This is a genomic window from Dactylosporangium sp. NPDC050688 (assembly GCF_040654515.1).
Lineage (GTDB): Bacteria > Actinomycetota > Actinomycetes > Mycobacteriales > Micromonosporaceae > Dactylosporangium.
Map to the genome: position 1 here is coordinate 94,556 of NZ_JBFAIC010000013.1, position 13,907 is coordinate 108,462.

Here is a 13,907-nt window from a genome sequence, read left to right on the forward strand (position 1 = left end):
CCGGCCCTGCCGCCGCGCTGGGCCCGGTCCTGGCACCCCGGTCCGGCGGCGGGTTCGACGGCGGGTTCGACGGCGGCGTGGTCCCGCTGGTCGGCCGGGCGCGGGAGGAGCGCCACCTCACCGAACGGCTCGCCGCCGCCCGCGCCGGCCGCGGCGGGGTGCTGCTGGTCGTCGGGGAGGCGGGCCTCGGCAAGACCCTCCTCGCCGAGCGGGCCGCCACGCTCGCCGCCGGTCACGGGCTGCGGGTCGCCTGGAGCCGGTGCGTCGAGGCGAGCGCGACCCCCGCGTTCTGGCCGTGGGCGCAGATCCTGCGGGCCCTGCCGGACACCCCGGCCCGCCGGCACCTGCTCGACGTGCTCGCCGGCCGCGGCGAGACCGGCTGGCGCGCCGAGGAGCCCGGCACCGCGCTGTTCCACCTGCACGAGGCGGTGACGGACACGCTGCGCGAGTGCGCCGCCGGGCAGCCGCTGCTGCTGGTCGTCGACGACCTGCACGTCGCCGACGCCTCGTCGCTGCAGCTGCTGGCGCACCTCGCCCCGGCGCTGCACCAGCTGCCGATCCTGCTGCTCGGCACGCTGCGCCCGGACCTCGGCGACGGCGACCCGGCGCTGCGGGAGACCCTGGCGCTGCTGGCCAACGAGCGCGGCGCCGAACGGATCCGGCTCAGCTCGTTCACCGCCGGTGACGTCGCCGCGTACATCGCCGCATACATTGACGGCTCCGCGCCCGACGACGTGGTCGCCGCGCTGCTGGAACGCACCGGCGGCAACCCGTTCTACCTCAAGGAGCTGCTGCGGCTGCTCGCCGGCGAGCACCCCGGCGGCTGGGGCACCGCGCGGGCGGTCGCCGACCTCGACGTGCCCGAGGGCGTCCGCGACGTCATCGGCCGGCGGGTGTCCCGGCTGCCCGAGGCCACCCAGGCGATGCTGCGCACGGCCGCGGTCATCGGCCGCGACGTGGAGCTGCTGCTGCTGGAGGCGAGCACCGACGCGCACAACGAGCAGGTGATGGCCGCCCTGGAGCCCGCGGTCGTGGCCGGGCTGCTCACGGAGGTGCCCGGCGGCTGGGACTACCGCTTCTCCCACGCGATCGTCCGCGACACCCTGTACGGCTCCCTCACCCGGCTGCAGCGCTCCCGGCTGCACCTGCGCGTCGGTGAGGCCCTGGAGGCGTTCGACGGGCCCGACGACCCGGCGCTGCTGGGGCGGCTGGTGCACCACTTCACCATGGCCGCCCGGCTCGGCGGCGCGGAGCGGGCCGTGCACCACGCCCGCCGGGCCGCCGACCTGGCGATGGCGCAGCTGGCGTACGACGAGGCCGCCACGTACCTCGAAGCCGCCCTCGGCGCACTCGACCCGACCCGGCCCGGCGCCGCCGCCGACCGCTGCCGGCTGCTCGTCCAGCTCGGCGTGGCCCGGCGCGCCGGCGGCGACCTCGACGGCACGCGGGCGGTCCTCGACGAGGCGCTCATCCTCGCCCGGCAGCTCGGCGACGACGGGCTCATGATGGACGCGGCGACCCTGTTCGGCGGGGTGACGCTGTGGACGTGGCGGCCGTACATGGTCGTCGACGAGCAGATGATCGGCATCCTGCGCGACCAGCTGGCCCGCCTCGGCGACGGCGACCCGCGCCGGCGGGCACTGCTGCTCGGCACGCTCGCCGTCGAGCTGTACCACAGCCCGGACCGCGCCCTCGGCGAGGCGCACGCCGAGGAGGCCATCGCGCTGGCGCGGCGCACCGGCGAGCCGGAGGTGCTCACCCGTACCCTCAACAACTTCTGGAACGCCGCCTGGGTGCCGCACCGCGAACCCCACCGCCGGGCCGCCGTGGACGAGCTGCTCGCCGTCGACGGGCTGCCGCGCACCGTCGAGCTGACCGGGCGGCTGCACCGGATGCTCAGCGCGATGACCGCCGGGGACCTCGCCGGGTTCGACGCCGACCTCGCCCGGGCCGTGCGCCTCGGCGACGAGCTGCGCACCGGGGTCCTCGCCGCGCAGGTCACCTTCGCCCGGGCCGGACGGGCGATGCTCGACGGCCGGTGGGACGACGGCGAGCGGCTCGTCGGTGAGGCGTTCGCACTGCAGGCACACACCAGTCTCTGGGGCACCCAGTGGCTCCGGCTGGCGCTGCTGTACACGAGCCGGCGTTTCCAGCAACGCCCCGGTGAGCTGCTCGACGAGCTGGTGCGCCGCGCCGACGAGCCGAACCTGGAGCTGCTGCGCCCCACCGCGGTCCTGGCCGCCTGCGAGTCCGGCGACGAGGACCTCGCCCGGCGCCTCGTCGAGCAGTGGGGCACCGACCGGGAGATGCTGTGGTGCTGGAGCTTCGTCGCGTTCCAGTGGGCCCTGGTGGCCGCGCGCCTCGGCACGCCGGACCCCGCTGAGCTCTACGAGGAGATCCTGCCCTTCGCCGACCAGTGGTCCACCGTCGGTACCGGCTGCGCCTCCTGGGGCTCGATGCGCTACGCCCTCGCCGCGCTCGCCGGACGCCTGGGCCGCGTCGAGGACGCCGCCGCGCACGCGGAGCTGGCCCTGCGCGCCCACCGGAGCGCCGGCGCGGCGCACCTCGAGGCCGCCAGCGTGGCCCAGGTCACGGCACTGGCAGCACTCAACCGGAGCGCCGGCGCGGCCCACCTCGAGGCCGCCAGCGTGGCGCAGGTCACGGCACTGGCAGCACTCAAGTCGCAGCCAAGCGGTCCTTAACCGGTCACCAAGCGGCACCGGACACCGTAGGTCCCGACGGCGCCCCGACCCGGTGGGCGCCCCCACCCGAAGGGACCACCATGACGTTGTCCACCACCCCGGCGCTGGACGCGGCCGGCGTCGCCGACCTCGCCGCCGCCGTCCAGGGCCCGGTGCTGCTGCCCGCCGACGAGGGCTTCGCCGAGGAAATCGCCGTCTGGAACGTGGCGAACCCGCACAGACCCCTGGTCGCCGTCGGCGCGACCAGCACCGCCGACGTCGCCGCCGCGATCGCCTGGGCCGGCCGGCACGGGCTCCCGGTCGCCGTCCAGGCCACCGGCCACGGCGCGGTCCGCTCCGCCGTCGACTGCGTGCTCATCACCACCCGCCGCATGCAGGACCTCACCGTCGACCCGGCCGCCCGGACCGCCCGCGCCGCCGCCGGGGTCCGCTGGTCGCAGGTCATCGAGGCGACCGCGCCGCACGGCCTCGCCCCGCTCAACGGCTCCTCCTCGCAGGTCGGCGTCGTCGGGTACACCCTCGGCGGCGGCCTCAGCCCGCTCGGGCGCACCTTCGGCTTCGCCGCCGACCACGTCCGCTCGATCGAGATCGTCACCGCCGACGGCGTGGCCCGCACCATCGACGCCGGCCACGAGAGCGACCTGTTCTGGGCGGTCCGCGGCGGCAAGGGCAACTTCGGCGTGGTCACCGCGATCGAGTTCGACCTCTTCGACGTGCCGGCCCTCACCGGCGGCGGCATCTACTTCCCCGCCACCCACGCCGCCGAGGTCCTGCACGCGTACCGCACCTGGGCCCCGACCCTGCCGGAGCGGATGAACACGTCCCTCGCCCTGCTGCGCCTGCCCCCGCTGCCGCAGCTGCCCGAGCCGCTGCGCGGTGCGTTCGTGGTGCACCTGCGGGTCGCGTACCTCGGCGACGCCACCGACGCCCAGCGCCTCCTGGAGCCCATGCTCACCGCCGCCCCCACCCTCCTCGGCGGTGTCGGCGAGATGCCCTACCAGGCCGTCGACGCCATCCACCAGGACCCGGTCGACCCCACCCCCACCCGCGAGCGCGGCATCCTGCTCGGCGACCTGACCGCCGCCACCGTCGACGGCCTGCTCGCCGCCGCCGGCCCGCAGGTCGACGTGCCGCTCGTCATGGTCGAGCTGCGCCACATGGGCGGCGCTCTCTGCCGTCCCCCGGTGGTGCCGAACGCGGTCCCCGGCCGCAACGCCGCGTACTCGCTGTTCGTCATCGGCCTCGACCTGCCCGGCCTGGCGCCGGTGGTCGACGCGGTCACGGACGCGGTGCTCGCCTCCGCCGACGCGACGGTCCCGGGCGGCCTGCTGAACTTCTCCGGCGGCGCCGGCCCCGAGGCCTTGCAGGCCAACTGGAACCCGGCGGACCGCGACCGGCTGCTGCGGATCAAGCGCTCGTACGACCCGACGAACGTGTTCTCCACCAACCAGGCGATCGTGGGCTGACGGGCGGGCAGGCTCGCGGGGGCGGTTCGCTGGGCTGACGGCCCGACTGCGGCGGCCGGCCGGGACGGCGGCCGGTGGCGGCTGGGCCGGTGGCCGACTGGGGCGGTTCACTGCGCTCACGGCCCGCCTGCGGCGGCCGACGGGGGCGGCGGCCGACGGGGGCGGCGGCCGACGGGGGCCCACGACGCTCACGACGCTCGCGGCCCGACTGCGGCGGCCGGTCCTTCGATCCCGACCGTCCACGTCCGGCGGCCGGCGCCTCCTGGGGAACGGCCGCGTCGGCCACCGGCACCATCCACTGGTGATCCCGGTCCAGGAGACGCCGTGCCGAGCGCCGGCCGGCACTTCCCGCACGACCGGGAGCGCCCATCACCAGCCCCCGCCTGGTGATGCCGACGCTGCCGAGGCGGACGCTGCCGAGGCGGACGCTGCCGAGGCGGACGCTGCCGAGGCGGACGCTGCCGAGGCGGACGCTGCCGAGGCGGACGCTGCCGAGGCGGACGCGGGCGGCGGCAGCGTGGCAGGATCGGCTCGTGGAGCTGAGGGCCGAACTGCTGCCGCCCGCCGTCGCGGCGGAGCGGCTGGCGGCGGTGCAGGCGCGCATCGCCGCGATCCGGGACCTCCTCGACCGGGGCGACCCGCGGGCCGCCGCGGAGATCGCCGCGCTCAACGACGACACCGGGCACGAGTACACCGCCGGCGACCTGCGGGACCACTGCGGCGGCCCCGAGCTCGACGAGCTCGCCGCCGCGGCCGCGGCACCACCGATCCGGCGGGCCCCGGAGGCGAGCAGCGTCACCCGCGACGAACTCGTCGAGATCGTGCGGCGCATCCTCGCCGCCGACCGGCACGCCGGCTTCTACGTCTCCCTGTTCGAGGCGAACGTCGTCATGCCCGGCGCCGCCGAGCTCATCTTCTACCCGCCGCCCTACCTCGCCGACTCCGTTGCCAATGCCGACGCCGACGCCGACGCCGAGCAGATCGTGGAGGCGGCGCTCGCGTACCGGCCGATCGCCCTCTGACACGGGACCCTCAGGCGGCCGCGAGCGCGTCGAGGATCGCGGCGTCCAGGCTGATGCCGAGCGCGGCGACCGCGGCGTCGTAGTGCGCCGCGGTCCGCGGACCGATGAGCGTGACCCGCGCCGGGTCCCGCTGGTGCAGCAGCCAGGCGAGGACCAGCTGGTTGCCGGTCACACCGAGCTCGGCCGCGACCCGGGTCACGGTCGCGAGGCGGGCGTCGGTGCCGCCGCCCCGGTACGCCTCCATCACGTGATGCGTCCCGCGCTTCGCCGGGTCGTCGTAGATCCCCTTGAGGATCGGCGAGTACGCCACGAGCGTCAGCTCAGGATGCGCCCGCACGTACGCCAGCTGCTCGTCGTCCACAATGGACACCTTGGGGGCCGCCGGCCGCAGGTACGAATGCTCCTGCTGCACGGCGACAGGCGCGGGCCAGCCGTGCTGCGCGCACAGCGCGGCGATGCGCTCCAGGCGGGCCGTCGACACGTTGGACCACCCGAGGTGCCGCGTCTTGCCGGCGGCGACCAGCCCGGCGAGGGCCTCGAGGGTCTCCTCCAGCGGGGTCGCGAGGTCGTCGACGTGGACGTAGTACAGGTCGACGTGTTCCACGCCGAGCCTGCGCAGGCTCGCGTCGAGGGCGTGGCGGAGCGTGCCGGCGCCGGCTCCCGCGTACTGCGACGCGGCGCTGCGCCGGCCGTCGCGCACCGCGGCGGGGTCGGCGATCCAGGCGCTGCCCTTGGTCGCGAGGAACACCTCGTCGCGCCGGCCGCTCTTGGCGAACCACCGCCCGAGCAGCGACTCGCTCTCCCCACCGGTGAACGGCGGCACCCCCGCCGGCGGGTCGGGCCACCAGGCGTAACAGTCGGCGGTGTCGAGGAACGTGCCGCCGGCGTCGAGGTACCGCTCCAGAATCAGCGTCGAGGTGTCCTCGTCGGTGCTGGTGCCCATCAACATGCAGCCGAGGGCGAGCGCGCTGACCTGCTCGCCGGTGCGGCCGAGTGGAACTGTTCTCATACGGGCGACGCTAGGACCTGGAGCGCGCACCAGGTCAACCCTTGACCCTCACGCCGAAGAGGTCTGCTGCATGCGGGCCAGCTCCCCCCGGTACCAGCCGATCTTCTCCTTGATTTTCGCCTGCTCCTCCCGCAGTTCGGCGATCTTGCGTTCGATGTCGCGGTCGTGCTCCTCGAGCAGCTCGGCGCGCTCGGCGAAGGTGCCGTCGCCGTCGCGGGCAAGCTCGGCATACCGGCGCATCCTGGCGATCGGCATGCCGGTGTCGCGCAGGCAGCGCAGCACATCCAGCCACGCGAGGTCCTCGTCGGTGAACAGCCGCTGCCCGCCGGCGGTGCGGTCGATGCCGTCGAGCAGGCCGATGCGCTCGTAGTAGCGCAGCGTGTCGAGGCTGAACCCGGTCTTCTGGACGGTCTCCCGCGGCGAGTACGGCATGCTTCAGTTTCCCACGATCCCGCGGATCGCATCGCCCACCGTACGCATGGTCGCCAGCACCTCACCGACCGTGGCAGCAACCGGCGACCAGTTGGCAAGGACGGCGTAACTAACCGACCCGGCCGGGCCGGTGACCACGCCGACGTCCGCGCGAACCCCCTCGTCGGTGCCGGTCTTGTTGCGCACCGTGAGCCCGGCGTGCGACAACGGGTCGAGGCCGAACGCCGACGCCACCATCGACAGGTCCGTCGACGTGCCCAACCACTGCAGCACCTGCGGCCCGCCGTCGAGGTCGGGCAGCCGGTGCAGCAGCAGCGACAGCTCGGCGGCGCTGCCGGACGACAGCCGCGGCGGGTGCGCGGCGGTGCGCACGTCGCGGACCACGTCGTGCAGCGCCGTCGCGGTCAGGCCCAGCGACCCGGCGAGCGCCGCGACCCGGTCGAGCCCGGCGTGGCGCAGCAGCACGTTGGTGGCCAGGTTGTCGCTCACCGAGGCGACCAGGACGGCGAGGTCACGGGCGGGAAGCACGTCGGTGCACAGGTGCTGCCACAACCCCGAGTCGGCGACCGGATCGACGTCGCGCCGGTCACACGGCAGGTCCGGCGGCACGCTGCGGGCGACCTCGAGCAGCAACAGCAGCTTGCCGACGCTCGCCGTGGACAGCACCAAGTCAGGCTGGTGCGCGTGCAGCATCCCGCCGCCCGCGTCGCGGACGCAGACGGACCAGGTGACGGCCGTGTCTGTCCCCCGGCCGGGCGGCGCATTCCGCCGGACCGTCAGATCAGGCCAGTGCACGACCGGCCGATGGCGAGGCATGCGACACACCCCCCGCACGCTGTTCGTGGCCCTGGCGGCCCTGTTTGCCGTCGCGGTGTCCACGGTACCGGCGGCCGCCGCCACCGCCCCGGCCACCTGGTGGAAGCCGGCCGTGGGCGCGACGTGGCAGATGCAGTTCACCGGCGCACTGGACCTGTCCGTGCCCGCCGACGTGTACGACATCGACGGCGCCGACGCGACGAAGGCCCAGGTGACGAAGCTGCACGCAGCCGGCCGCAAGGTGCTGTGCTACGTGGACGCCGGCTCGTGGGAGAACTGGCGCACCGACGCCGCCCGCTTCCCGGCCGCGGTGCTCGGCAAGGCGCTCGACGGCTGGCCGGGCGAACGATGGCTGGACGTGCGACAGTGGGACACGCTGCAGCCGATCCTCGCCGCCCGCTTCGCGGTCTGCAAGGCCAAGGGCTTCGACGCCGTCGACCCGGACAACATGGACGGCTACGCCAACCCGTCGGGCTTCCCGCTGACCGCCGCGGACCAGCTGCTGTTCAACCGCCGGGTCGCGGACCTGGCCCACTCCCTCGGCCTGACCGTCGGGCTGAAGAACGACCTGGAACAGATCACCAAGCTGCAACCGTCCTTTGACTTCGCCGTCAACGAGTCGTGCGTGCAATGGAAGGAGTGCACGCTGCTCAGCCCGTTCGTCGCGGCCGGCAAGCCGGTGTTCCACGTCGAGTACAAGGCGTCCCTGTGCCCGACGGCGGCGAGCCTGCGCTTCAGCTCGATCCGCAAGAACCTGCGCCTGGACGCCTTCCGCGCCGCCTGCTGACCGTCCCTCCCGGCCTGAGCTTCCCGACGCCGCCGCGGCCGCGAGGCGCGGCGGCGAAGCTGAACGCCGCGTGCCGACCATCCACAGTGTACCGTCGGGGCGGCGCCGCGCCCCAGCCGCGAGCGACCCGCCCGGACCTCCGGCGGGCTCCCCGGGAACCAGGCGGCGCGGTGCCGCACCACCACGACACCGGCGACCGCGAAATCGGCGACCGCCGCGCCGACGACCAAGGCACCGACGATCCATCCCGCCGCCCGGTCCAACCTCCACCACAGCCTCGTCAGCGAAAGGCCGTCAACCGCACCTCCGTCCACCCGCTTGCTCCGCACTGCCATCAACGAACCAACCGTCAGCGGAACAACCGTCAACGAACCAGCGATCGACCGCCTCGCAGCCAGCCGCGCCGCAGAAACGACGCGCCGCGAGTGGCCGCGCTGGGGAAAGCGTCCTCATTTGAGGCGCCGGAAGTCGACGGTGATGTCGAGACCGCCACCGGGGCGGGGCAGGACGCGCAGTGCGGCGCCGTGGGCGGTGGCGATCGCCTGCACGATCGCCAGACCGAGGCCGTGGCCATCGGTGCGACGGCCGACGCGTTGCCCCTCCAGTCGCTGGAACGGCTGCAGCAACCGCCCCACCTCGTCATCCGGGACGACCGGGCCTGCGTTGCGCACGATGAGCCGGACCGCGCCCGGCACCGTCGCGGTCGACACCTCGACCCAGCCGCCGTCGACGTTGTGCCGCACGGCGTTGTCGACCAGGTTGGTCACCAGGCTCTCGGCCAGCCGCGGGTCACCGGCGGCGATCGCCGGTCCGAGGGTGGTGCCGACGCTGACCCCGCGGACCGCCGCCTCGGCCGAGCGGCGGCGCAGCGCGGCGGTGGCGATCGCGGGCAGGTCGACCGGCTCGTCCCGCTCGACGCCCTGCTCGCCGCTGGCGAGGGTGAGTAACGCGTCGACGAGGCGCTCCTGGGCGGCGCCGAGGGCGAGGACCTCCTGGCACGCCTCGCGTAACGTGTCGACGGTGGCGTCGGGGTCGGCGAGGGCGACCTGCAGCAGCGCCCGCTCCGCCGCCAGCGGCGTGCGCAGCTCATGGGAGGCGTTGGCCACGAACCGCCGCTGCGAGGCGAACGCGGCCTCGAGCCGCTCGAAGACACTGTCGAGGGTCTCGGCGAGGTCGGTGAACTCGTCGTCCTCCCCGGTCCGCCCGAGCCGCCCGAGCCGCCGGTCCAGGCTGTTCGCCGAGATGTCCTGGGCGGTGGCGATGATGGCCCGCAGAGGGCGCAGCACCCGCCCGGCGGTGATCCAGCCGCCGACGACAGCGATGCAGCTGGACAGCATGATCGTCACCACGGTGATGCGCGTCATCCGGTCGTCGGCGAGCGTCGGGCCCGGCATCGAGGGCGCGTCGAAGGGCTCCTGGGCCGGGGCGGTGGCGGCCGAGCCGTAGGAGAACAGGGCGATACCGGAGACCACGGCGAGAATGAACGGCACGGCGTACAGCACCGTGAGCCGCACCTGCAGGCCGCGCCGGCGGGGAGCGGTGCTCACGGCTGGCCGATGCGGTAGCCGGCCTCACGGACCGTGTGGATGAGCTCGGGCGCGCCGAGCTTGCCGCGCAGCCGCCGGATCGTCGTCTTCACCACGGTCGTGAACGGGTCGGCGGCCTCGTCCCACACCCGCTCCAGCAGGTCCTCCGCGGAGACCGGGCGGCCGTCGGCGGCGAGCAGGCACTCCAGGACGCCGAACTCCTTCGGGCTGAGCTCCAGGCGGCGCCCCGCCCTGGTCGCGACCCGGCGTGCCGGGTCGAGGGTGAGGTCGCCCAGCTCGTACACCGTGGGCAGGCACAACGCAGGGCGCCGCGCCAGGGCCCGCACCCGGGCAACCAGCTCCTCGAAGTCGAACGGCTTCGGCAGATAGTCGTCAGCGCCGAGGCCGAGACCGTCGACGCGCTGCTTGACGGTGCTCGCCGCGGTCAGCATCAGCACCCTGCTGCTGGAGCGCGCCGCGACGATCCGCCGGCACACCTCGTCGCCGTGCACGCCGGGCAGGTCGCGGTCCAGGATGACTACGTCATACCGGTTCACGGCGAGCCGGTCGAGGGCCTCCACGCCGTCGAGGACGACGTCGACCGCCATGCCCTCCCGGCGCAGCCCCGTGCCGACCGTCCTGGCCAGGACCTCGAAGTCTTCGATCACCAGCACCCGCATGCCACCACCATGCCAGGTCTCAGGTGTCAACGAGGTGTCAGCGGCTGTCACCGTGCTGTCACCGCTCCGCCAGTACAACGGGACGCATGATTGTCGTCAACGGGCTCCGCAAACGATTCGGGTCGCACACCGCCCTCGACGGGATGACGTTCAACGTCGAGCCCGGCCAGGTCACCGGCTTCGTCGGCCCCAACGGCGCCGGCAAGTCCACCACGATGCGCGTGATCCTGGGCCTCGACGCGCCCGACGCCGGCACCGCCCTCGTCGGCGGCCGGCCCTACCGCAGCCTGAGCCGCCCGCTGTGCCACCTGGGTTCGCTGCTGGACGCGGGCGCGCTGCAGCCGGGGCGCACCGCCCGCAACCACCTGCTGTGGATCGCGCACTCCCAGGGGCTGCCCGCCCGCCGCGTCGACGAGGTGCTGGAGCGGGCCGGCCTGCAGGCCGTGGCCCGCCGCGCCGCCGGCGGCTTCTCCCTCGGCATGCGCCAGCGGCTCGGCATCGCCGCCGCGCTGCTCGGCGACCCGCCGGCGCTCATGCTCGACGAGCCGTTCAACGGCATGGACCCCGAAGGCATCGTGTGGATGCGCCAGCACCTGCGCGGGCTCGCCGCCGAGGGCCGGGCGGTGCTCGTGTCCAGCCACCTCATGAGCGAGCTGCAGGACACCGCCGACCACGTCGTGGTCGCGGGCCGCGGCCGGGTCATCGCCGACACCAGCATCGCCGCGCTGCTGCAGGCGGCCGCCGCGGGCCGGGTCACCGTGCGCCTCGGCGCTCCCTTCGTTGACGTCGCGGCAGGTGTACTGGCCACCGCCGGCGCCACCGCCGTCCGCACTGACGAGGGGACGCTCACCGTCACCGGCCTGCCGGCCGAGGCGGTCGTGTCGGCGCTGACCGGCGGCGGGGTGCCGTTCGCCGAGATCTCGACCCACCGCGCCACCCTGGAGGAGGCGTATCTGGAGCTGACCCGCGACGCCGTCGAGTTCCGCGCCACGGCGGGCCCGCAGGTGACGCGATGAGGGGCTTTGCGCGGCTCGTACACGCGGAATGGACGAAATTCCGGACTGTCCGCGGGTGGACGGTCGGCCTGGTCGCGGCCGCTGCCGTCATCGTCGCGCTCGGGCTGTTCCCAGGCATGGAGGGCACCTGCGGCACGCGCGGCACGGGCTCCGAGTGCGTGTTGCCGGTCGGCCCCGAGGGGCAGGAGGTCAGCGACACGTTCACGTTCGTGCACCGGCCACTGACCGGCGACGGCACGATCACGGTGCGGGTCGCGGCGATGACCGGCGCCCGGCCCGACTTCTCCGGCACGGGCGGGGAGCGTGAGGGGGTGGTGCCGTGGGCGAAGGCCGGCCTGATCGTCAAGGACGGCACCCGGCGCGGCTCCACGTATGCGGCGGTCATGCTCACCGGCGGGCACGGCGTGCGCCTGCAGCACGACTACGTGCACGACCGCGCCGGCAGCGCCGCCACCGCCGGGGTCCCACGGTGGCTGCGGCTGACCAGGGCCGGGGACCGCGTCACCGCCCTGGAGTCCGCCGACGGCACCAGCTGGACGGGGATCGGCACGGTCCGGCTCACCGGCCTGCCGGCGACCGCGGAGGTCGGCCTGTTCGTCACGTCGCCGCAGTTCAGCGAGGCGACCGGCGCCGCCTCCGCGTCCGGCGGCCCGTCGCGCGCCACCGCCGAGTTCGACCAGCTCACCACGGGCGGCGCCTGGCAGCCGGGCGGCTGGACCGTCGACACGATCGGCGACCCCGGCGGTACTGGTGGCCCGGGCGGGCCGGGCGGCCCCGGTGGCCCTGACCCCGGTGGGCAGAGCGGCGGGGGCGGCGAGCGGGGACCGGCCGACGGCCGGCCGAACGGCGCCGAGCAGACCGAGAGCGGGTTCACCGTCACCGGCTCGGGCGACATCGCCCCGGCGGTGGCGGGGGCGGCCGGGCTCGGCACGACGATCAGCCAGACGCTCATCGGCACGTTCGCCGGGCTCGTCCTCGTGGTCGTGATCGGCGCGATGGTCATGACCGGTGAATACCGGCGCGGCCTGATCCGCACGTCGCTCGCCGCCGCACCGCGCCGGCTGACCGCACTGGCCGCGAAGGCGTCGGTGCTCGGGGCGGTCACATTCGTCACCGGCCTGGCCGCGGCCGCGGTGGTGGTGACGTTCGGGCCGGACATCCTGCGCGGCAACGGCATCTACGTGCACCCCGCCTCCGCCGCGACGCAGCTGCGGGTCATCGTGGGGACCGGCGCGCTGCTGGCCGTGGCCGCCGTCCTCGCCCTCGCGTTCGGGGTCCTGCTGCGGCGCGGCACGGTGGCGGTGACGCTCGCGATCGTCGCGACGGTCCTGCCGTACCTGCTGTCGATGACCGTCCTGCCCGTCGCCGCCGGGGCGTGGCTGCTGCGGGTCACGCCGGCGGCCGCGTTCGCCGTGCAGCAGAGCACCCTGCGATATCCGCAGGTCGACGGCGTGTACACGCCCGCCAACGGGTTCTTCCCACTCGAGCCGTGGGCCGGGTTCGCGGTCCTGCTCGCCTGGGCCGCCGCCGGGCTGGCGTTCGCTGGGTACCGCTTCCACCGCAAGGACGTGTGACGTGAGCCGATACCTGCGCGCCGAATGGACGAAGCTGCGCACCGCGCCCGAGACGCTGTGGCTGCCGCTCGGCATCGTGCTGGCCACGGTGGCGGTCGGCCTGGTCGTCGCCGTCAACATCCCGTGCCCCGGGGCGCATTGCGGCGGCGACCCGACCAAGGCCGGCCTCACCGGCGTCCAGCTCGGCCAGGCGGTCGTGGCGATCCTCGCCGTTCTCGCCGTCGGCGGGGAGTACGGCACCGGCATGATCCACGGCACCCTGGCCGCGATGCCGCGTCGCTGGGGCGTCCTGGCGGCGAAGGCGGCCGTCGTCACCGCCGTGGTCACCCCCGCCGCGACTGTGGCGGTGGCGGTGTCGGCCCTCGCGGGCCGGCGGATCCTGCCGGCCGAGGCGGCGCTGCGCACGGTGCTGCGGGCGACCGGCGGGTCGGTGCTCTACCTGATGTTGATCGGCCTGCTCGCGCTCGGCGTCGCCACGCTGGTACGCAACGCGGCCGCCGCGATCGGGGTGGTGCTCGCGCTGCTGTACCTGTTCCCGATCCTCGCCGCCGCGGCCCCCGACCCCGACTGGGAGCGGCACCTGCTGCAGGCGGGCCCGATGACGGCAGGGCTCGCCGTCCAGGCCACCACCGGCCTGGACCGGTTACCCATCGGCCCATGGGCGGGACTGGGCGTGACCGCCGCCTGGGCGCTCGGCGCGTTACTCGTCGGCACCGCCGCACTGGCCGCCAGGGACGCCTGACAACCGGTCGGCGGGCGGCTTGCACGGCGTGCAAGAGTCGGGCCGGCGGGCGGGTGCGCCTGCGGGCGGGTGCGCGACTGCGCTGTCGGGGGTGCCCTGTCGAGGGGTGCTGTCGCGGGGTAGGTGCGGTGCGCC

Annotated in this window: 12 protein-coding genes; 7 read left to right on the forward strand and 5 right to left on the reverse strand. The window is 74.8% G+C overall.

Going from position 1 to position 13,907, the window contains the following annotated elements; all coding sequences use genetic code 11:
- From AB0H83_RS15395 to AB0H83_RS15405, 3 genes are all read left to right on the forward strand, one after another.
- Positions 1–2,702 (forward strand): AAA family ATPase (locus AB0H83_RS15395; protein ID WP_360092992.1); only part of this gene is annotated, 2,702 nt, incomplete at its 5' end.
- 80 nt (positions 2,703–2,782) lie between these two features.
- Positions 2,783–4,168, forward strand: coding sequence for an FAD-binding oxidoreductase (locus AB0H83_RS15400; protein ID WP_360092995.1), 1,386 nt, complete (start codon positions 2,783–2,785; stop codon positions 4,166–4,168).
- Positions 4,169–4,701: 533 nt separating this feature from the next.
- Complete coding sequence (locus tag AB0H83_RS15405; protein ID WP_360092998.1) at positions 4,702–5,190, forward strand: hypothetical protein; 489 nt, start codon at positions 4,702–4,704, stop codon at positions 5,188–5,190.
- Positions 5,191–5,200: 10 nt separating this feature from the next.
- On the opposite strand, the gene AB0H83_RS15410 is transcribed toward AB0H83_RS15405, so the two are convergent.
- From AB0H83_RS15410 to AB0H83_RS15420, 3 genes are read right to left on the reverse strand one after another with little or no spacing between them, the layout of a single operon-like run.
- A complete protein-coding gene (locus AB0H83_RS15410; RefSeq protein ID WP_360093001.1) occupies positions 5,201–6,199 on the reverse strand; it encodes an aldo/keto reductase in 999 nt (332 codons plus the stop codon).
- Positions 6,200–6,247: 48 nt separating this feature from the next.
- Positions 6,248–6,631, reverse strand: coding sequence for a MerR family transcriptional regulator (locus AB0H83_RS15415; RefSeq protein ID WP_360093004.1), 384 nt, complete (start codon positions 6,629–6,631; stop codon positions 6,248–6,250).
- A 3-nt stretch (positions 6,632–6,634) separates the two neighbouring features.
- Positions 6,635–7,447, reverse strand: a complete 813-nt coding sequence (locus tag AB0H83_RS15420) for a serine hydrolase (RefSeq protein WP_360093007.1) — start codon at positions 7,445–7,447, stop codon at positions 6,635–6,637.
- Between AB0H83_RS15420 and AB0H83_RS15425 the strand changes: the two genes are divergently transcribed.
- A complete protein-coding gene (locus AB0H83_RS15425; protein ID WP_360093010.1) occupies positions 7,446–8,234 on the forward strand; it encodes an endo alpha-1,4 polygalactosaminidase in 789 nt (262 codons plus the stop codon). The genes AB0H83_RS15420 and AB0H83_RS15425 overlap by 2 nt on opposite strands.
- Before the next feature lie 449 nt (positions 8,235–8,683).
- Here the strand turns inward: AB0H83_RS15425 and AB0H83_RS15430 are convergent, their stop codons facing one another.
- Both AB0H83_RS15430 and AB0H83_RS15435 read right to left on the reverse strand, forming a co-directional pair.
- Positions 8,684–9,781, reverse strand: coding sequence for a HAMP domain-containing sensor histidine kinase (locus AB0H83_RS15430; protein ID WP_360093013.1), 1,098 nt, complete (start codon positions 9,779–9,781; stop codon positions 8,684–8,686).
- The gene (locus AB0H83_RS15435; protein ID WP_360093016.1) at positions 9,778–10,440 is read right to left on the reverse strand and encodes a response regulator transcription factor; all 663 of its coding nucleotides are present in this window, start codon (positions 10,438–10,440) and stop codon (positions 9,778–9,780) included. The genes AB0H83_RS15430 and AB0H83_RS15435 overlap by 4 nt, the downstream gene beginning before the upstream one ends.
- An 86-nt stretch (positions 10,441–10,526) precedes the next feature.
- On the opposite strand from AB0H83_RS15435, the gene AB0H83_RS15440 reads away from it, so the two are divergent.
- The 3 genes from AB0H83_RS15440 to AB0H83_RS15450 are packed head-to-tail and all read left to right on the forward strand — an operon-like array spanning position 10,527 to position 13,772.
- Positions 10,527–11,456 (forward strand): ATP-binding cassette domain-containing protein, encoded by a 930-nt coding sequence (locus AB0H83_RS15440; protein ID WP_360093019.1) that lies wholly within the window; start codon positions 10,527–10,529, stop codon positions 11,454–11,456.
- Positions 11,453–13,030: an ABC transporter permease subunit gene (locus AB0H83_RS15445; RefSeq protein ID WP_360093022.1), complete on the forward strand. Its 1,578-nt coding sequence runs from the start codon at positions 11,453–11,455 to the stop codon at positions 13,028–13,030. The genes AB0H83_RS15440 and AB0H83_RS15445 overlap by 4 nt, the downstream gene beginning before the upstream one ends.
- Position 13,031: 1 nt before the next feature.
- Positions 13,032–13,772 carry an ABC transporter permease gene (locus AB0H83_RS15450; RefSeq protein ID WP_360093025.1) on the forward strand — a complete coding sequence of 247 codons (741 nt, stop codon included), beginning with the start codon at positions 13,032–13,034 and terminating at the stop codon, positions 13,770–13,772.
- Positions 13,773–13,907 lie beyond the last annotated feature (135 nt).

Excerpts from the sequence above, each read along its gene's own strand:
- AB0H83_RS15440 (WP_360093019.1), top strand. The coding sequence starts at position 10,527 with ATGATTGTCGTCAACGGGCTCCGCAAACGATTCGGGTCGCACACCGCC.
- AB0H83_RS15435 (WP_360093016.1), bottom strand. The coding sequence starts at position 10,440 with ATGCGGGTGCTGGTGATCGAAGACTTCGAGGTCCTGGCCAGGACGGTC.
- AB0H83_RS15445 (WP_360093022.1), top strand. The coding sequence starts at position 11,453 with ATGAGGGGCTTTGCGCGGCTCGTACACGCGGAATGGACGAAATTCCGG.
- AB0H83_RS15410 (WP_360093001.1), bottom strand. The coding sequence starts at position 6,199 with ATGAGAACAGTTCCACTCGGCCGCACCGGCGAGCAGGTCAGCGCGCTC.
- AB0H83_RS15400 (WP_360092995.1), top strand. The coding sequence starts at position 2,783 with ATGACGTTGTCCACCACCCCGGCGCTGGACGCGGCCGGCGTCGCCGAC.
- AB0H83_RS15425 (WP_360093010.1), top strand. The coding sequence starts at position 7,446 with ATGCGACACACCCCCCGCACGCTGTTCGTGGCCCTGGCGGCCCTGTTT.
- AB0H83_RS15420 (WP_360093007.1), bottom strand. The coding sequence starts at position 7,447 with ATGCCTCGCCATCGGCCGGTCGTGCACTGGCCTGATCTGACGGTCCGG.
- AB0H83_RS15415 (WP_360093004.1), bottom strand. The coding sequence starts at position 6,631 with ATGCCGTACTCGCCGCGGGAGACCGTCCAGAAGACCGGGTTCAGCCTC.